The 18,275-nt window shown below is 73.7% G+C and carries 15 protein-coding genes; 12 read left to right on the top strand and 3 right to left on the bottom strand.

The genetic code is table 11. The annotated features are described in order from the left end of the window. Window positions 1-139 precede the first annotated feature (139 nt). From ABZT14_RS17285 to ABZT14_RS17330, 10 genes are all read left to right on the top strand, one after another. The gene (locus ABZT14_RS17285) at window positions 140-613 is read left to right on the top strand and encodes a hypothetical protein (protein ID WP_356302961.1); all 474 of its coding nucleotides are present in this window, start codon (window positions 140-142) and stop codon (window positions 611-613) included. A 198-nt stretch (window positions 614-811) separates the two neighbouring features. Then, window positions 812-1,582, top strand: coding sequence for a hypothetical protein (locus ABZT14_RS17290; RefSeq protein ID WP_356302964.1), 771 nt, complete (start codon window positions 812-814; stop codon window positions 1,580-1,582). A 126-nt stretch (window positions 1,583-1,708) separates the two neighbouring features. After that, entirely contained in the window at window positions 1,709-1,948 is a 240-nt protein-coding gene (locus ABZT14_RS17295; protein WP_356302967.1) for a hypothetical protein, read from the top strand. A 200-nt stretch (window positions 1,949-2,148) separates the two neighbouring features. After that, window positions 2,149-2,979, top strand: coding sequence for a TIGR03084 family metal-binding protein (locus ABZT14_RS17300; protein ID WP_356302969.1), 831 nt, complete (start codon window positions 2,149-2,151; stop codon window positions 2,977-2,979). After that, a complete protein-coding gene (locus ABZT14_RS17305) occupies window positions 2,976-4,700 on the top strand; it encodes an acyclic terpene utilization AtuA family protein (protein WP_356302971.1) in 1,725 nt (574 codons plus the stop codon). Before ABZT14_RS17300 ends, ABZT14_RS17305 begins: the two co-directional genes overlap by 4 nt. Then, complete coding sequence (locus ABZT14_RS17310; RefSeq protein WP_356302974.1) at window positions 4,697-6,295, top strand: carboxyl transferase domain-containing protein; 1,599 nt, start codon at window positions 4,697-4,699, stop codon at window positions 6,293-6,295. Before ABZT14_RS17305 ends, ABZT14_RS17310 begins: the two co-directional genes overlap by 4 nt. Before the next feature lie 5 nt (window positions 6,296-6,300). Next, window positions 6,301-8,280 carry a biotin carboxylase N-terminal domain-containing protein gene (locus tag ABZT14_RS17315; protein ID WP_356302977.1) on the top strand — a complete coding sequence of 660 codons (1,980 nt, stop codon included), beginning with the start codon at window positions 6,301-6,303 and terminating at the stop codon, window positions 8,278-8,280. Window positions 8,281-8,343: 63 nt separating this feature from the next. Then, window positions 8,344-9,522 carry an acyl-CoA dehydrogenase family protein gene (locus tag ABZT14_RS17320; RefSeq protein WP_356302980.1) on the top strand — a complete coding sequence of 393 codons (1,179 nt, stop codon included), beginning with the start codon at window positions 8,344-8,346 and terminating at the stop codon, window positions 9,520-9,522. Between the two features lie 314 nt (window positions 9,523-9,836). Next, window positions 9,837-10,610, top strand: a complete 774-nt coding sequence (locus tag ABZT14_RS17325) for an enoyl-CoA hydratase family protein (protein WP_356302983.1) — start codon at window positions 9,837-9,839, stop codon at window positions 10,608-10,610. Continuing rightward, a complete protein-coding gene (locus ABZT14_RS17330) occupies window positions 10,598-11,269 on the top strand; it encodes a TetR/AcrR family transcriptional regulator (protein WP_356302986.1) in 672 nt (223 codons plus the stop codon). Before ABZT14_RS17325 ends, ABZT14_RS17330 begins: the two co-directional genes overlap by 13 nt. A gap of 1,027 nt (window positions 11,270-12,296) precedes the next feature. Here the strand turns inward: ABZT14_RS17330 and ABZT14_RS17335 are convergent. Next, window positions 12,297-13,397, bottom strand: a complete 1,101-nt coding sequence (locus tag ABZT14_RS17335; RefSeq protein WP_356302989.1) for a citrate synthase 2 — start codon at window positions 13,395-13,397, stop codon at window positions 12,297-12,299. A gap of 520 nt (window positions 13,398-13,917) precedes the next feature. Here ABZT14_RS17335 and pdxH point away from each other — a divergent pair. Both pdxH and ABZT14_RS17345 read left to right on the top strand, forming a co-directional pair. Further along, the gene (gene pdxH / locus ABZT14_RS17340; RefSeq protein ID WP_356303143.1) at window positions 13,918-14,541 is read left to right on the top strand and encodes a pyridoxamine 5'-phosphate oxidase; all 624 of its coding nucleotides are present in this window, start codon (window positions 13,918-13,920) and stop codon (window positions 14,539-14,541) included. A gap of 762 nt (window positions 14,542-15,303) precedes the next feature. Further along, window positions 15,304-16,671 (top strand): PAS domain-containing protein, encoded by a 1,368-nt coding sequence (locus ABZT14_RS17345; RefSeq protein WP_356303146.1) that lies wholly within the window; start codon window positions 15,304-15,306, stop codon window positions 16,669-16,671. Window positions 16,672-16,756: 85 nt separating this feature from the next. Here ABZT14_RS17345 and ABZT14_RS17350 read toward each other — a convergent pair whose 3' ends face one another. Next, window positions 16,757-17,335 (bottom strand): VOC family protein, encoded by a 579-nt coding sequence (locus ABZT14_RS17350; protein WP_356302992.1) that lies wholly within the window; start codon window positions 17,333-17,335, stop codon window positions 16,757-16,759. A gap of 37 nt (window positions 17,336-17,372) precedes the next feature. Beyond that, window positions 17,373-18,212 carry an SIS domain-containing protein gene (locus tag ABZT14_RS17355; protein WP_356302995.1) on the bottom strand — a complete coding sequence of 280 codons (840 nt, stop codon included), beginning with the start codon at window positions 18,210-18,212 and terminating at the stop codon, window positions 17,373-17,375. Between the last annotated feature and the right edge of the window lie 63 nt (window positions 18,213-18,275).

The raw sequence follows: 18,275 nt of genomic DNA on the forward strand, positions 1-18,275 counted from the left end.
CTCACTCTTCTCCCATCGAAGGGTGGAACGCCGCAGGCTCTGGAAGCGTTCGGGGCCTGCGGTGGGAAGGGGAGAGAGGAGTGACTCTCCTCCGCCGTTCCCATGCCTGGAAAAGTCTCTCGATGGCGAAGGAGTTTCCTTGAGTGACACCCTGGAGCGTTCTGCGCTTTCTCTGGTAGACCCGGAACTGGCGGCTCGTCTCACGAGTCATATCCGCGGTGAATTTCCACAGCTGCCGGAAGGGTATCCCGAGAGGATCCTGGAACAGGCGCTTGCCTATCTCAAGGCGTGTGCGGGAAGTCCTGGTTCGGTGCTTTCCCCGTCGCCTCTGGTCGACATCGGCTGGCACACCTTCATTCTCCACAGTCGAGAGTATTCCGAGTTCTGCGACGAGGTGGCCGGCCACTTCATCCATCATGTCCCCGAAAACGAGTCGAATCCTCCGCCCGGCGATCCTGATGAAATTCGCCGTCGCACGATGAAGGCGATCGAGGAATGCGGTTACCGGGTGGACCCCGAGCTGTGGGCCTCCTTGGACCACAAGTGCAAGGGAGGCGGGGGCCCGGGAGGTCCGGGTGGCGGTTGCCATCAGGGGTGTCACGACAGCGCGTAGCCTGACCGGACAACCGGCCGCCACCCCGCTCATGGGGTGGCGGCCCTGCTCGCCTCGGAGAAGCCCGTGCACCTGGACTGGCCAGACCTCCCTGCCGGATTGCGCGCCCGTGTGGACCAGGCGTGTGGGGCCCCGGTTGTTCGCGCTTTCGCGGCGAGTGCCGGCAGCAACTCCGCGATCGCGGTCACGCTGTGTCTGATGGACGGTCGGCGGGTGTTCTGCAAGGGGGTGCCGATCGAACCCGGCAGGCGTCTGCGGATGCTGCGTACGGAGGCTGAAGTCGCCGTCGCGATACCGGGGTTGGGGGCCGATCTGCTGTGGAGCGTGGAGGCCGACGGCTGGCTGTGTCTCGGCTTCGCCCACCTCGACGGTCGTTCGGCCGAGTGGGGCCCGGGCTCCTCGGACCTTCCCCGTATCGCGGAACACCTCAGGGCGATCGACCACGTGCGCACCCCCTCTCCGATTCCGGCCCAGCCACTGGGAGAGCGCTGGAGGCTGAGCTACTGGGAGCGGTTCGGCGAGTGTGGGTCGTGGAGTCCCCACGAACTGCGCACGCTTCGCGAAGTGGAGAGAGCCACCCCCGCGCTGGTCGCCGGCCACTCTCTCCAGCACACCGACATGACCCGACACAACTTCCGCGTGGGCGACGGGTTCGTGAGGCTGGTCGACTGGTCCTGGCCGGCGATGGCCGCGCCATGGGTCGATGTGGCCCTGCTGGTTCACCGGGTGATCGAGGCCGGCCATGCCCCGGACGCGGCGGAGGCGTGGGCGGCGACCGTGCCCCTGTGGGCGGACGCTCCGGGTGAGGGGGTCACGGCGTTGGCGGTCACCATGCTCTCCGTGTGGCAGGGGCGCGAGCGGTCCCACACGGCCGCACCGCACCACCGGGGTCTGGCGCGGGCGGCTCGTGTCTGGGTCCGCCACCGTCTGGGGCTGGTGGGGGAAAGGCGGCAGGCCGACGTGTGGTGAGAGCCGCCTCCACCCGACCCGCGCACTCGGGCTTCGCCGGGGGCGTGCCGGTCGGAGACTTTGGTCGGGGGGCCCGGTCCCTTGGCCTACAGAGGGGGATCCGGTGGCGTGGCTAGCGTGCCGGGCATGAAGGGTCTTCTCGGGTTTCTCAGCTTCGCCTTCCTCGCTTCGGGTGTCACCGGGCTGCTGCGGCAGTGGATCGACTGGATGCCGACGGTGTTCGGTTTCGTGCGCTTCGCGCTGCCGGACGGGTACGAGATCCCCGGCTACCTGTTGCTGATCTCGGTCGGGGTCGGGCTGGTGCTGGTCTACTCCCGGGTGGAGGAGGCCGAGAGCACCTCCCCGGACACCTCTGACAACTCCTGACCGGGCCGTCCGTTCCCAGGTGCCCCACCCGGAGGGCCGGGTGGGGCACCTGGGGTTTCCGGGGGTGTCCCGGGCTTCGCCAGTACAAGCACGCTTGCTTGTTTTCCGTTCTGCTGTCACGCTCACTTCCCAGTGGACGGCCGAGGAAGCCGCCGTACACCGGTGCGCCCCGGCGTGCCCCGGGGCGGAGAGGGAAGCGGATGAGCGTCGGTGAACCGGACGTCGACCCCCGGGTCGCGGTGGTGGACGACCTACGGGCCGAGGGTGACCAACTCGACCTGCTGGTGGGCGAGTTGCCCCCCGAGCGGTGGGGTACCCCCACCCCGGCCGAGGGCTGGACGATCGCCCACCAGATCGGCCACCTGTGGTGGACCGACCAGCAGTCGTTGCTGGCCCTGGACGACCCGGAGGCCTTCCAGGAGTCGGCCCGCCAGGCGATGGAGCACCCGGACTCCTTCGTCGACCTCGGGGCGACGGAGAGGGCCGACCGGCCCCCCGAGAGCCTGCTGCACCAGTGGCGCGAGGCCCGCGCCACCCTGGCCGTACGGCTGGCCGAGCTGCCCCGGGGGCGGAAACTGCCCTGGTACGGGCCACCGATGAGCGGGCCCTCGATGGCGACCGCCCGGCTGATGGAGACCTGGGCACACGGTCAGGACGTGGCCCAGGCCCTCGGGGTGCGGCCCGAGCCGACCGCGCGGCTGCGCCACGTGGTCCGACTGGGCGTCCGTACCCGGGACTTCGCCCACCTGGTGCGCGGCCTCACCCCGCCCCAGGAGCCGTTCCGGCTGGAACTGCGCGCCCCCGACAGCGGGTTGTGGACCGAGGGGCCCGAGGACGCCGCCCAGCGGGTGACCGGTTCGGCGCTGGACTTCTGCCTGCTGGTGACCCAGCGGGTGCACCGGCAGGACACCGACCTGACCGCCCAGGGCCCGGACGCCGAACGGTGGTTGGACATCGCCCAGGCCTTCGCCGGTCCACCCGGACCCGGCCGACCGCCACGGGGCACCGCGACCGGGGCGGGTGACCGATGAGCGTGGGCGCCCGTACCGACCGGTTGCTGGTGGGCAACGCCTCCGGGTTCTACGGGGACCGTTTCTCGGCCATGCGGGAGATGCTCCAGGGCGGCGAACTGGACGTGCTGACCGGGGACTACCTGGCCGAGTTGACCCTGCTGATCCTCGGCCGGGACCGGATGGCCGACCCCGAGCGTGGCTACGCCCGCACCTTCCTGCGCCAGTTGGAGGACTGCCTCGGGCTCGCCCACGAGCGGGGGGTGCGACTGGTCGCCAACGCCGGGGGTCTCAACCCCGGCCGACTCGCCCGGGACGTGCGGGAGTTGGCCGGACGTCTGGGGCTGCCCACCACGGTGGCCTGGGTGGACGGCGACGACCTGTCCGACCGTGACTGGGGCGAGGGGGTGCTCACCGCCAACGCCTACCTGGGCGGTGCCGGCATCACCACCGCCCTCCGGGCCGGGGCGGACGTGGTGGTCACCGGACGGGTCACCGACGCGGCCCTGGTCAGCGGGGCGGCGGTGGCCCACTTCGACTGGGACCGGCTGGACGATCCGGGCGCCCGCCGGGACCGGCTGGCCGGCGCCGTGGTGGCCGGCCACGTACTGGAGTGCGGCACCCAGGCCACCGGCGGCAACTACTCCCGTTTCACCGAGCTGTCACAGCCCCTGGAACACCCGGGCTTCCCCCTGGCCGAGCTGTACGAGGACGGCACCGCCGTGATCACCAAGCACCCCGGCACCCAGGGGGCGGTGACCGTGGGGACCGTCACCGAGCAGTTGCTGTACGAGACCGACGGCGCCCGCTACCTGGGCCCGGACGTCACGGCACGGATCGACACCGTACGGCTGGAGCCCTGGGGGCCGGACCGGGTGCGGGTGCGCGGGGTGCGGGGCGAGGAGCCGCCGGAGCGGTTGAAGGTGGGCCTGACCCGGCTGGGCGGGTACCGCAACGAGGTGGAGTTCGTCCTCACCGGGCTGGACGTCGAGGCCAAGGCCGACCTGGTACGGCGTCAGATGGAGACGGCCCTGGCCGAGGCCGGGCCGGCCCACCGCGCGTGGACCCTGGCCCGTACCGACCACCCGGACGCCCCGGTGCAGCAGGAGGCCGCCGCCGTACTGCGGCTGGTGGTCCGCGACCCCGACCAGCGCCGGGTCGGCCGCGCCGTCAGCTCGGCGGCGGTGGAACTCGCCCTGGGCAGCGTCCCCGGGTTCCAGCTGACCGCCCCGCCCGGCAAGGGCAGCCCGTACGGGGTGTTCGAGGCGGCCTCGGTGGAACGGGACCGGGTGCCGCACCGGGTCCACCTGCCGGACGGCACGGTCCACCAGGTGCCGCACCAGCCGCTCCCGGGCGACCGGCCCCAACCCCTGGAGCCGGACCCGCCACCGCGCCCCCTGCCGGCGGGCCCCACCCACCGGGCCCCGCTGGGCCGGGTGGTGGGCGCCCGTAGTGGGGACAAGGGCGGTGACGCCAACCTGGGGGTGTGGGCGCCGACCGAGGAGGGCTGGCGGTGGCTGGCCCACCACCTGACCACCGAGGAACTGCGGCGGCTGCTGCCCGAGATCGGGGAGCTGACCGTGGAACGCCACCCGCTGCCCCACCTACGGGCGGTCAACTTCGTGATCCGGGGGCTGCTCGGCGAGGGGGTGGCCTCCCAGTCCCGTTTCGACCCACAGGCCAAGGCCCTGGGGGAGTGGCTGCGCTCCCGGGTCGTGGACGTACCGGAGGTACTGCTGTGACCGTGCTGCGCAGCGCCCTGGACACCGCCGGCGAGGGATACCGCCGAGCCCGGGCGGCCATGCTGGAGAAGCTGGAGGCGTTGGAGGGCGAACACGCCAAGGCCGTGGCCGGGGGAGGGGAGAAGTACGTCCAACGGCACCGCGACCGGGGCAAGTTGACCGCCCGGGAACGGGTGGAGCTGCTGGTGGACCCGGACACCCCGTTCCTGGAGCTGTCCCCGCTGGCCGGCTGGGGCAGCGACTACCAGGTGGGCGCCTCCCTGGTCACCGGAATCGGGGTGGTCGAGGGGGTGGAGTGCCTGATCACCGCCAACGACCCCACGGTGCGCGGCGGTGCCAGCAACCCCTGGACGCTGCGCAAGGCGCTGCGGGCCAACGAGATCGCGTACGCCAACCGGCTGCCGGTGATCAGCCTGGTGGAGTCCGGGGGCGCGGACCTGCCCAGCCAGAAGGAGATCTTCATCCCGGGCGGCGCCCTGTTCCGTGACCTCACCCGGCTGTCGGAGGCGGGCATCCCCACCGTGGCCGTGGTGTTCGGCAACTCCACGGCCGGCGGGGCCTACGTACCGGGGATGTCGGACCACGTGGTGATGGTCAAGGAGCGGTCCAAGGTGTTCCTGGGCGGGCCGCCCCTGGTGCGGATGGCCACCGGCGAGGTGTCCGGCGACGAGGAGCTGGGCGGGGCCGAGATGCACGCCCGCACCTCCGGGCTGGCCGACCACTTCGCGGTGGACGAGCCGGACGCGCTGCGTCAGGCGCGGCGGGTGGTGGCGCGGCTCAACTGGCGCAAGACGTACCCCGATCCACCGGAGGCCGAGCCGCCGCGCCACGCGCCCGAGGAGTTGCTGGGCATCGTCGGGGAGGACCTGAGGGAGCCCTTCGACCCCCGGGAGGTGATCGCCCGCCTGGTGGACGGTTCGGACTTCGACGAGTTCAAGCCGTTGTACGGGTCGAGCCTCACCACCGGGTGGGCCCGGCTGCACGGTTATCCGCTGGGCATCCTCGCCAACGCGCAGGGGGTGCTGTTCAGCCAGGAGTCGCAGAAGGCCACCCAGTTCATCCAGTTGGCCAACCAGCGGGACATCCCGCTGCTGTTCCTGCACAACACCACCGGCTACATGGTGGGCCGGGAGTACGAGCAGGGCGGCATCATCAAGCACGGCGCCATGATGATCAACGCGGTCTCCAACTCCCGGGTCCCGCACCTGTCCGTACTGATGGGCGCCAGCTACGGAGCCGGCCACTACGGCATGTGCGGCCGGGCCTACGACCCGCGCTTCCTGTTCGCCTGGCCCAGCGCCAAGTCCGCCGTGATGGGCCCCCAGCAGTTGGCCGGGGTGATGTCCATCGTGATGCGGGAGTCCGCAGCCGCCAAGGGCAAGCCCTTCGACGAGGAGGCCGACGCCCAGCTGAGGGCCCTGGTGGAGCAGCAGATCGAGACCGAGTCCCTGCCGATGTTCCTGTCCGGCCGGCTGTACGACGACGGGGTCATCGACCCCCGCGACACCCGGACCGTGCTGGGCGTCTGCCTGTCCGCCCTCCACACCGCCGCCATCGAGGGCGCGCGCGGTGGCTACGGCGTCTTTCGGATGTGAGCCCCGTGACCGACACCCCCAGCCCCGTCGCCGCCCTGCTGGTCGCCAACCGGGGCGAGATCGCCCGCCGCGTCTTCGCCACCTGCCGCCGCCTGGGCATCGGCACCGTGGCCGTGCACTCCGACGCCGACCGCGACGCCGCCCACACCCGGGAGGCCGACCTCGCGGTACGGCTCCCCGGGGACGCCCCGGCCGACACCTACCTGCGCGTCGACGCCCTGGTGCGGGCCGCCCTGGACACCGGCGCCCAGGCCGTACACCCCGGGTACGGCTTCCTGTCCGAGAACGCCGACTTCGCCCGCGCGGTGACCGACGCCGGCCTGGTGTGGGTCGGGCCGCCCCCGGAGGCGATCGAGGCGATGGCCTCCAAGACCCGGGCCAAGCGGCTGATGGCCGAGGCCGGGGTGCCGTTGCTGGAACCGCTCGACCCGGAGCGGGTCACCGCCGACGAGCTGCCCCTGCTGGTGAAGGCCGCCGCCGGGGGCGGTGGCCGGGGGATGCGGGTGGTGCGTCGACTGGACGCCCTGCCCGGGGAGTTGGAGGCCGCCCGGGCCGAGGCGCGGTCGGCGTTCGGGGACGGCGAGGTGTTCCTGGAGCCCTATGTGGAGCGGGCCCGCCATGTGGAGGCGCAGGTCCTCGCCGACGGCCACGGCACGGTGTGGGTGCTGGGCACCCGTGACTGCACGCTCCAGCGCCGCCACCAGAAGGTCGTGGAGGAGGCGCCCGCCCCCGAGCTGGCCGAGGGCGTGGAACGGCGGCTGGTGGAGGCCGCCGAGCGGGCCGCCCGCGCGGTGGACTACGTGGGCGCGGGCACCGTGGAGTTCCTGGTGGACGGGGAGCGGGTGTACTTCCTGGAGATGAACACCCGCCTCCAGGTGGAACATCCGGTCACCGAGGCGGTGTACGACCTGGACCTGGTCGCCTGGCAGATCGCGGTCGCCGAGGGGGAGCGGTTGCCGGCCCGGCCTCCCGAGCCGTACGGGCACGCGGTCGAGGCCCGGCTGTACGCCGAGGACCCGGCCGAGGACTGGCGGCCACAGACCGGCACCCTGCACCGGCTGCGCGTCCCGGGTGCCGTGGCGGGTCCGGCCGGCCGTCGGGGTCTGCGGCTGGACAGCGGGGTGGAGGCCGGGGACGAGATCGGTGTCCACTACGACCCGATGCTGGCCAAGGTCGTCGCCTGGGCGCCCACCCGGGCCGCCGCCGTACGGGCGTTGACCCACGCGCTCAGCCGGGCCCGGGTGCACGGGCCGGTGACCAACCGCGACCTGCTGGTGCGGGTGCTGGGGCACCCGGAGTTCCAGGGTTCCCGGGCGGACACCGGTTTCCTGGAGCGGGCCCTGCCCGAGCTGACCGGGGAGCGGCCGGAGGAGGAGTGGCGGCTCGCGGCGCTGGCCGCGGCCCTGGCCGACGCGGCCCGGCGTCCGTCCCGGTTCGGCGGTTGGCGCAACGTGCCGTCGGTGCCGCAGACCAAGCGCTACCGCGCCGAACCCTCCGGCCGGGAGTACCAGGCCCGCTACCGCCTCACCCGGGACGGACTCCACGCCCCCGACCACCCCGGGGTGCGGCTGTGCGCGTCCACCGGGGAGCGGGTGGTGCTGGAAGTGGCCGGCGTGGAGCGGCCGTTCACGGTGTACGCCCACGGTGACCAGGTGTGGGTGGAGGCCCCGGGGGCCGACCCCGGCCGGCTCGGCTCGTACGCCCTCACCGCCCTGCCCCGGTTCACCGACCCGGCCGACCGTGACGAGCCCGGTTCCCTGCTGGCCCGGATGCCCGGCACCGTGGTCCGGGTCGCCGAGGGGCTGACCGTCGGGTCGGCGGTCCGGGCCGGTACGCCGCTGCTGTGGCTGGAGGCGATGAAGATGGAGCACCAGGTGGTGGCCCCCGCCGACGGTGTGCTGACCGCCCTGGAGGTGGAGGTGGGCCAGCAGGTCGAGTTGGGCGCCACCCTCGCCGTGGTGGCCGAACCCTCCGATGACGCCTGACCGCGCCGACCGATCCGACCGCGCTGACCGTCCCGCTGTTCGTCCCGTGTCGAAGGAGTACCCATGAGCACCACGAGCACCTCCCACGCCCTGTTGGAGTCCGAGGAACAGCGTGCCCTGCGGGAAGCGGTGGGTGCGCTGGGCCGGCGTTTCGGCCGGGAGTACTTCCAGGACGTCGTACGACGGGGTGAGCACACCCGCGAACTGTGGGCCGAGGCCGCCAAGCTGGGCTTCCTCGGGGTCAACCTGCCCGAGGAGTACGGCGGTGGCGGGGCCGGCATCAGCGAACTGTCCCTGGTGCTGGAGGAGTTGGGCGCCGCCGGCTGCCCGCTGCTGATGCTGGTGGTGTCCCCCTCCATCTGCGGCACCGTGATCGCCCGGTTCGGCACCGAGGAGCAGCGGCGGCGCTGGCTGCCCGGACTGGCCGACGGCAGCACCATCCTGGCGTTCGGGATCACCGAGCCGGACGCCGGCTCCAACTCGCACCGCATCACCACCACCGCCCGACGGGACGGGGACGGATGGGTGCTCAACGGCCGCAAGGTGTTCGTCTCCGGGGTGGACATCGCCGACGCCACCCTGATCGTGGGCCGCACCGAGGACGCCCGTACCGGCAAGCTCAAGCCCTGCCTGTTCCTGGTGCCCCGGGACACCCCCGGCTTCCAGTACCACCACATCGGCATGGAACTGGCCGCGCCGGAGAAGCAGTTCGAACTGGTCCTGGACGAGGTGCGGCTGCCGGACGACGCCCTGGTGGGGGAGGAGGACGCCGGACTGCTGCAACTGTTCGCCGGCCTCAACCCGGAACGGATCATGACCGCCGCCTTCGCGATCGGTATGGGCCGGTACGCGGTGGAGCGGGCCGTGGAGTACGCCAAGGTGCGGCAGGTGTGGAAGGAGCCCATCGGCGCCCACCAGGCCATCGCCCACCCCCTGGCCCAGTCCCACGTCGAACTGGAGCTGGCCCGGCTGATGAACACAAAGGCCGCCGCCCTCTACGACGCGGGTGACGACGCCGGCGCGGGGGAGGCCGCCAACATGGCCAAGTACGCCGCCGGGGAGGCCTGTGTCCGCGCGGTGGACCAGGCCGTGCACACCCTGGGCGGCAACGGCCTCACCCACGAGTACGGCCTCGCCTCGCTGATCACCGCCGCCCGGGTCGCCCGCATCGCACCGGTCAGCCGGGACATGATCCTCAACTACGTGTCCCACCAGTCCCTGGGCCTGCCCAAGTCGTACTAGGGGCTGCCAGGGGCGCGTCGTTCGGATCACCGCGAGGTGCCGGTGCGGTGCCACCGCGCGCACCGTGCCCCGCCGGGGTCGCTACCGGGTGGGCGCCGATGTCTCGCGCTGTCCCACGGCCCACGACGCCGGAACGCGCACCGCTCTCACGCCGCACGAGACCCGAACGACCCCGGCGCTCCCGCCACACCGGGCGCCCGCGAGCCGACAGGGCCCCCGCCCCACCCGGGCGCCCCCCCCAGACGGCGCCCGCCCTCCGTACGACAAGGTCCCCGCCCGCCACCCGTAGTCCCGCACCCCTCAGGGAGCAGCAGATGAGCCCCGCCGCGACCGACGCCCCCCTGGTACGCCGCACCCGGCACCGGGGGGTCACCACCCTCACCCTCGACTCGCCGCACAACCGCAACGCCCTCTCCACCCGGCTGGTCGCCGAACTCCACGGGCAGCTGGACGCCGCCCGCGAGGACACCGACACCCGGGCCGTGGTGCTCACCCACACCGGCCGGGTCTTCTGCTCGGGCGCCGACCTGACCGAGGTCGCCGGCGCCGAACCGGTCGACAGCGCGCGGGAGTTGGCCCGGTTGCTGCACACCCTGGTGACCCATCCCAAGCCGGTACTGGCCCGGGTCACCGGCCAGGCCCGGGCCGGCGGGCTGGGGCTGCTGGGCGCCTGTGACATCAGCGTCGCCGGACCGGACTCCGGCTTCGCCTTCACCGAGGCCCGTATCGGCGTGGCACCGGCCGTGATCTCGTTGCCCCTGCTGCCCCGCCTCGACGCCCGGGCGGCCAGCCGCTACTACCTCACCGGGGAACGCTTCGGCCCGGCCGAGGCCGCCCGCATCGGCCTGGTCACCCTGGCCGCCGAGGAGGTGGACCATGCGCTGGAACCCGTACTGGACGGGCTGCGGCGCGGTTCCCCCCAGGGCCTGGCCGAGTCCAAGCGGCTGGCCAACGCCGAGGTCGTACGGGCCTTCGAACGGGACACCGATATGCTCGCCCAGCGCTCCGCCCGCCTCTTCGCCAGCGAGGACGCGAGGGAGGGCATCACAGCGTTTCTGGAACGACGGGACCCCTCATGGCTCTTGTGACCGGCCCGCCCTCGGAGGACGGCAACGGCAGGAGAGGCGACGCCCGGGGCGCCGAGCCCAAGCAGGACCGCAGCCGCGCCACGCGCCAGCGGCTGCTGGAGTCGGCGGTGGCCTGTCTGGCCGAACACGGCTGGGGCGGCAGCACGGTGAGCGTGGTCGCTGAGCACGCCGGGGTGTCCCGGGGCGCCGCCCAGCACCACTTCCCCACCCGCGAGGACCTGTTCACCGCCGCCGTGGAGTACGTCGCCGAGGAACGGTCGCTGGCGCTGCGCCGCTCCACCCACCGGCTGGCCTCCTCGGGGCCGGCCAGCGACCCCGAGCGGGTGGCCGCCGCCGTGGCGGCCCTGGTCGACCTCTACACCGGCACCCTCTTCCGCGCCGCCCTCCACCTGTGGGTGGCGGCCACCCACGAGCCCCAACTCGGTACGCGGGTCACCGACCTGGAGGCCCGCATCGGCCGGGAGTCGCATCGGATGGCCGTGGAACTCCTGGGCGCCGACGAGTCCCGCCCGGGCGTACGGGAGACCGTGCAGGGCTTCCTCGACATGGCCCGGGGCCTGGGGCTGGCCAACCTGCTCACCGACGACCGGGAGCGTCGGGAGCGCATCGTCGACCAGTGGGCCCGGCTGTTGTACCGCCAACTGCACGGTGACGGCTGACCGTTGACACCCGGCCGCTGAGGCCACGTCCAGACGCGGCTGCCGCGTCGAGGGCTGTCAGGCCCCCGAAGGGGGTGACTACGGCGACGAAGGCGGCCACCACGACGTTCGGTCGCCAAGGGCCAGCCGGGCCGGAAGCCGCCCACCAGGCGCCATGACTGGAGGGCGCGCGGGCACCCGCACCAGGTTCGTGGCCGCCGCTGCCCCGCGAGGGCGGCCGGCGTCCCCGGCGCCCCGAGCACACCGGAGCCGGAGGCCCAGGGTGCCGGGGTTGCCAGGGGCGCCGGGAACCCCGGGAAAGGGGTCCGCCACCCCGGAGCGTGCGGTCGGGGTGGCGGTGTCGAAGGCGGGCCGGTGGTGTCCCGGCCCGGGAGGTCACGGTGGTCGGAACCCCCGGGTGACCCGTTCTGTTCCGTGACCGGTGCCGACGCGCGGGCCCCTCGGGCCGTACCGGTCCCGGAAGGCGTGGACGGCGGTCAGGGTGCCCGGCTCGTGGCAGCGGGGGAAGCGGCGGGGGAACCCGTGCGCCCGCCTCCGGCCGCCCCGGGTGGGGTGGTCGCGGCCCGTGCTCGTGGGCCCGGAACGTCGGGCCGGTGCCGCCCGGGCCGCCGAAGCCGCCGGGAACGCCGACCCGGTGCCGGCCGCCGTACGGGGCTCGGCGGGGACGGCGGGGAGCCGCGCCACACCGTTGACCGTCGCGGTCCCGATTCCCGGCGACGGATCAGGGCGCCCCGCGACCCGGGCCCGGAGGGGCCGCTCCCACCGTGGAACCAGCGGAAGGGACCCGCGACGGGCGCTGCGGTAGTGCGGCACTGCCGTGGAACCCCCGTCCTCCGCCGTGACTTCTGGTCAGGGACGACCGGCCTGGTCGACGTCACGTCGGACGGCGACCCGGGTCGGACCCCCGGGGGAAAGGGAACACGGTCCTCCCGTTGCTGACAAGGTGGCCGGGTAGCCGAGGGGCGGCCCAACTCCCGGACTGGGTCACGGAGTTGGGCCGCCCGTCACGACGGGTCGGGGTGGTGGGTCAGCGGTGCACCTGGCCGTAGCCCTCGATCTGCTCCGGGCCGCGCGGGCCGGGGCCGACGTACCGGGCCGAGGGCCGCACCAGCCGTCCGGTCCGCTTCTGCTCCAGGATGTGCGCGCTCCAGCCGGCGGTGCGGGCACAGGTGAACATCGAGGTGAACATGTGCGCCGGCACCTCGGCGAAGTCCAGGACGATGGCCGCCCAGAACTCCACGTTGGTCTCCAGCACCCGGTCCGGGCGCCGCTCCCGCAGCTCGGTCAGGGCCGCCCGCTCCAGCGCCTCGGCCACCTCGTACCGGGGAGCCGCCAGCTCCTTGGCGGTACGTCGCAGCACCCGGGCGCGCGGGTCCTCGGCGCGGTACACCCGGTGGCCGAAGCCCATCAGCCGCTCGCCCCGGTCGAGTTGCTGCTTCACATAGGCCCGGGCGTCCCCGGTGCGCTCGATCTCCTCGATCATGCCCAGCACCCGGGACGGCGCCCCGCCGTGCAGCGGACCGGACATGGCGCCGACCGCGCCGGACAGCGAGGCGGCCACGTCGGCCCCGGTCGAGGCGATCACCCGGGCGGTGAAGGTGGAGGCGTTCATGCCGTGCTCGGCCGCCGAGGTCCAGTAGGCGTCGACCGCCGCCACGTGCCGGGGGTCCGGCTCACCGCGCCAGCGCCGCATGAAGCGCTCCACCACGGTCTCGGCCTTGTCGATCTCCTTCTGCGGCACCATCGGCAGCCCCTGGCCGCGCGCCGACTGCGCCACGAAGGACAGCGCCATCACCGCCGCCCGGGCCAGGTCCTCGCGGGCCTGCCGCTCGTCGATGTCCAGCAGCGGCTTCAGCCCCCACACCGGGGCCAGCATCGCCAGCGCCGACTGCACGTCCACCCGGATGTCCCCGGAGTGCACCGGGATGGGGAACGGCTCGGCCGGCGGCAGGCCGGGGTTGAAGCCCCCGTCCACCAGCAGTCCCCAGACGTTGCCGAACGAGACGTGCCCCACCAGGTCCTCGATGTCCACCCCGCGGTAGCGGAGGGCGCCGCCCTCCTTGTCGGGTTCGGCGATCTCCGTCTCGAACGCGACGACTCCCTCAAGTCCGGGTACGAAGTCGGACATCTGGCGGCTCCTCGTGGTGGGGTCGGCGGGTTGGGCCGACACGGTGGCAGGGCGGCGTACGACCCGGGTGAGGTCGGTGACACGGTGGTCGGGGCAGTGTCGTCGGGCGTCGTCGGACGTCGTCGGGCGTCCTCGGACCGTACGGGCGTCAACGGCGTCGGGGCCGCCTCGTGGCACCCGTGGCCACGCGGCCGACCTCGCACCGGTCCCGGAACGATAGCCGCGCGGAGGGGACGGCACACCGCTCCGAGGCGCGATTCTCGCGCCTCGCCGGTCACCGGGGAATGGTGAGAAGCGGCACACCGCGGGATCGTGTGACGGCGGGTGTACGCGGGGGCCACCCGGGGCAGGATGGAAGCCCCCAACCCGGCCCCACGGCGCCGTCGGGGCTGCCAGACTGGGGGCCGTGACGCACACCGATCACTCCGCTCCCGTTCCTCCGCGCGGCCCCTCGAACGCCCCTCCGGGACCCGGTGGGGACGCCCCGAAGGACGGCCCCTCCTCGCTGGACCCGGCCGCGATGCGGGCCCACTACCGCGCCGAGGGACTCGCCGAGGCCGACCTGGCCCCCGACCCCTACCGGCAGTTCCGGCGCTGGTTCGACCAGGCCACGGCCAGCGGGCTGCACGAGCCCAACGCCATGGTGCTGTCCACCGCCGACGCGGGCGGCCGGCCCAGCTCCCGCACCGTCCTGCTCAAGCGCTTCGACGAGCGGGGCTTCGTCTTCTTCACCAACCACGGCTCCCGCAAGGGGCGCGAGATCGCCGCCAACCCCCGGGTGTCCCTGCTGTTCCCCTGGCACGGCGTCGCCCGCCAGGTGATCGTGGGCGGTTCGGCCGAGCACCTGGGCAGGGACGAGACCGTGGCGTACTTCCGTACCCGCCCGCACGGCTCCCAGCTGGGGGCCTGGGCCAGCGAGCAGTCCTCCCAGGTGTCCTCCCGGGAGGAACTGGACCGCCTCTACCGGGAGTTGGCCGACCGCTACCCGGAGGGGGAGGACGTGCCGGCCCCGCCCGAGTGGGGCGGCTACCGCGTCGTACCGGAGACCGTGGAGTTCTGGCAGGGCCGCGAGAACCGGCTCCACGACCGGCTGCGCTACGTGGACGTCGACGGCGCCTGGACCGTGGAACGCCTCTGCCCCTGACCCCTGAGCCCCGGCCGGGGCCCACACTCCGGCGCCTCCTTCTGGACGCGGCCCGGGGAGCGGGCCGGCTCGGGGTATCGGTTCCGGTTCCGGGGCCGGGCAGCGGAACGGCCCGTGGGCTGCTCCCCGCCGCGAGAAGCGGACGGGGCGCCGGTCGGACGAGTCCGACGAGCCCACGGGCCGGGTGACTGCTGGAGATTGGCCGGCTCTGCCGGCGGTTGCGCTGGTGCGCGACGACCGGCGGCTAGGCCGCAGCCACCTCACGCGTCCGGGACTTACTCATCTGCCGAACCACCTCCTCTCTCGTGTACGCACCACGCTAGGCAGTACGCCCACGGCGGGGCAACACATTTCGGCGGGGCAACGATTTTCCGTTTTCCGCTGTGGGGTAGGTCACGTTCGAGTTGAATGATCTCGCGTCCCCGTAGTCATGATGGGAGCGCACATACGGCCGCAGAAGCGTCCAGCCGGGAGTGACCAGTGACCGCACAGTCCAAGAAGTCCGGCGACCAGGGGGAGCCAGGCAGGATAGGCACGCCCGGGGGTTCCCAGGCACCCTCCACCCCAGCCGCCGCCGCGTCAGAGAGCCCCGACGAAGGGGCACAGCCCGACCAGTCCGCCCCCGGGCGGCAGGTACCGGAGCAACCCGACGGAGCCCGACCCCCGGGGAGCCCGACCGACTCCCCGAACATCCCCGAACAGGAGCGGCACCAGCCCCCGCCCGCCGAGGAGGGCGTCACCGAAGCCGGGGCCGACGCCCCGCTGTTGAGCACCCTGCTCAACGGCATGGACACCGCCCTGCTCGCCCTCGACGCCCGAGGCACCGTCACCCACTGGAACCGTCAGGCCCAGCGCATCCTCGGCTGGACCCCCGAGGAGGTCATCGGCCGCCGAGGCCTGGCCGGCTGGGCGGTCCGGGAGGCCGACGCCCCCGAGATCGAGGCCCGGCTGTACCGGGCCATGGAGGCGCCGGGACGCCAGGTCCAGGAGTTTGCCCTGCTCACCAAGGAGGGCAGGCGGGTTCTGGTGCGGACCCAGTGTTCGGCGGTACGCGGTGCCGGCGAGGAGGCCGCCGGCCTGTACTGCGCCTTCGGCGAGGTCCACCAGCAGATCGACCTGGAACGCTCCGTCGCGCTGAGCGACGCCCTGTTCGACGACGCCTACTGGGGCGTGGTGCTGGTCGACGCCGACCTCCGCCCGGCCGCCGCCAACGGCTACGCCTCCCGCGCCCTGCGCGTCCCGCGTACCGCCCTGCTCGGGCGCCCCATCGGGGAGTTGCTGGAACAGGGGCGGGAGGCCCTGGAGGGCGCGCTCACCCACGTACTCGCCGAGGGCACCCCACCGGCGCCCACCGAGACCTGGGTCACCCTGCGCCGCCCCCTGGCCGAGGGGGAGACCGAACTGTCCGCCCGGCGCTGCTGGCGCTCGGACTTCCTGCGCCTGGTATCACCGCTGCACACCGAGGAGCCCGCGCCGCTGGGCGTGGCCTGGCTGTTCCAGGACGTCACCGACGCCAAGCACGCCGAGCAGCAGTCCGCCAAGCTCCGGTTCCGAGGCCGGCAACTCCACCGGGCCTCCCGGGTGGCCGCCGAGTGCGCCGAGCCGATGGAGGCCGCCGCCGTCCACCTGGACTTCGCGCTCGCCGGCTTCGCCGACCACGCCCTGCTGGACCTGGTGGTCGACCCGCCCGCCCCCGGGACGGTGCGCCGTTCCGAGCAGGGGCACGGCATCGCCACCGGCGAGTCGGGGCCGACGCCCCGACTGTGCCGGGCGGTCACGGCGCCCAGCCTGGACTCGGTGGAACCGGCCGCCCCCGGACTGGACGGCTTCCTCCCGCTGTCCTACGAGCCCCACCACCCCGCCGTCCAGGCCTGCCAGCGGGGCGAGACGGTGCGCGCCGGTGTCGGTGACAGCCCCGCGCCCCCTGGCTGGGCCGAGGAACGGGACTGGCCGGAGGGCACCCAGCACGCGGTCAGCGCCGTGCTCCGCAGCAGGGGCCGCACCCTGGGGGTGGTGACCTTCCTGCGGGGCGCGTCCCGGCAGGGCTTCGACCGACTCGACGCCGGTTACGCCGAGGAGATCGCCGGCCGACTGGGGCTGGCCGTCGACCTCGGGCGCGCCCTGCGCTGAGTTCCCGAGGGCCGGGCCGGCCTGACCACCCCGACGCCGGCGCCCGCCACGGGTGCCCGGCCGGGGCCCGGGGCCCGCGCCTCCGTCAGGGCCGCTCGGGCTCCCGCAGGGTGGTCAGCGCGGCGTCGACGGTGCGGTGGACGTAGCTGGGCGGGGCCGAGGGGTCGGCGCGCCAGGTGGGCGCGGTCGGGGGCGCCTGCGAGGGGGCGACGCTGTCCTCGCCGTACTCGAAGAACCACCACAGGTTGCTCCAGGGGTCCTGAACCCGGGCGAGCCGCTGGTGGCCGTGGAAGGGGGTCGGTTCGGTGACGACCTCCGCGCCCTCGGCCCGGGCCCGGGCGACCACCGCGTCGACGTCGCGGACGTACACCTGGAGCAGCGCCGGGGTGAACGACCAGTGGGGCTTGGCGTCGCAGAGCATCACGGTGGAGGCGCCGATCCGCACCTCCGCGTGAATCAGCAGGTCGTCCGCGTCGACGGCGCGGGCCGGCGGGGTCTCTCGACCGTCCAGCACCCGCTGGAGGAAGTCGATGAACGCGGCGGCCCCGCCCGGCCCCCGTACCGCCACGAAGGGGTTCACCGTGCCGTAGCCGGGCGGTAGTTCCGCGCCGTCGAGGATTGCTGGGGAGCCGGGGGAGGCCGGGGGGCCGGTGCTGTCGCTCATCCCCCCAGTCTGGACCCGCGGGCCGGTGAGGGCCGGCTCAGTGGCCGTAGTAGAGGCGGTCCCGGTAGCTGCGCATCAGCCGGGCGTTCCACTCGTGGCCGCCGTCGACGTTGCCCGACCGCAGCAGGGGAGGGGTGATTCCCCGGTGCCGCAGCGTTCCGGCCGCGCTGGCCGTGACCGCCTGCATGATGGCGCTCACCACCACCGTGGAGGCCGGGCCGAAGGGGGCGTCCACGCCCTCCAGGCTCAGTTCGGCGTCCCCGACCGCCACCTGGTTGTCGATCACCAGGTCGGCGTGGTCCTTGAGGAAGGTCCCCGAGGAGTGCCGGGAACGGGTGCTGTCCGCGTACGCCAGGGAGGTCACCGCCACCACCCGCAGCCCCCTCTCGCGCGCGTGCGCCGCCATCTCCACCGGCAGGGGGTTGCGGCCGGACAGCGAGATCACCACCAGCAGGTCCCCGGACTCGGCCGGGCTCTGGTCCAGCACCGTGCTGGCCAGCCCGTCGACCAGTTCCAGGGCGCTGCCCAGGGTGGCGGGGCGTACGTCGACGCCCACCGCGCCCGGTACACCGAGGAGGTTCCACACCGCGAGGCCCCCCGCCCGGTACACCAGGTCCTGGGCCGGCAGGGAGGAGTGGCCCGCCCCGAAGGCGAAGAGGCGGCCCCCGTTCTCCACGGTGTCCGCCACCAGCCGGCCGGCCTCCCGGATGCGCTCGCCCTCCCGTTCGCGAACCGTCTCCAACAGCCGTACCGCCGCCTGGAGATAGCCCTCGGCCAGCCCCTGGTCGGCGGCCCGCGACTCCGCCGCATCCGGGGTGGCGGCGGCCGGATCGCCGCCCGTGCCGGGCTCCGCGTGCTGCTGGGGACGTGCGTCCATGGTCGGTTCCTCCACTGGCTGCCGGACGGGCGAGACCGGTTCACCGGTCGGTCGGTCGACGTC

Source organism: Streptomyces sp. NPDC005438, from assembly GCF_040606315.1.
Taxonomy (GTDB): Bacteria; Actinomycetota; Actinomycetes; order Streptomycetales; family Streptomycetaceae; genus Streptomyces.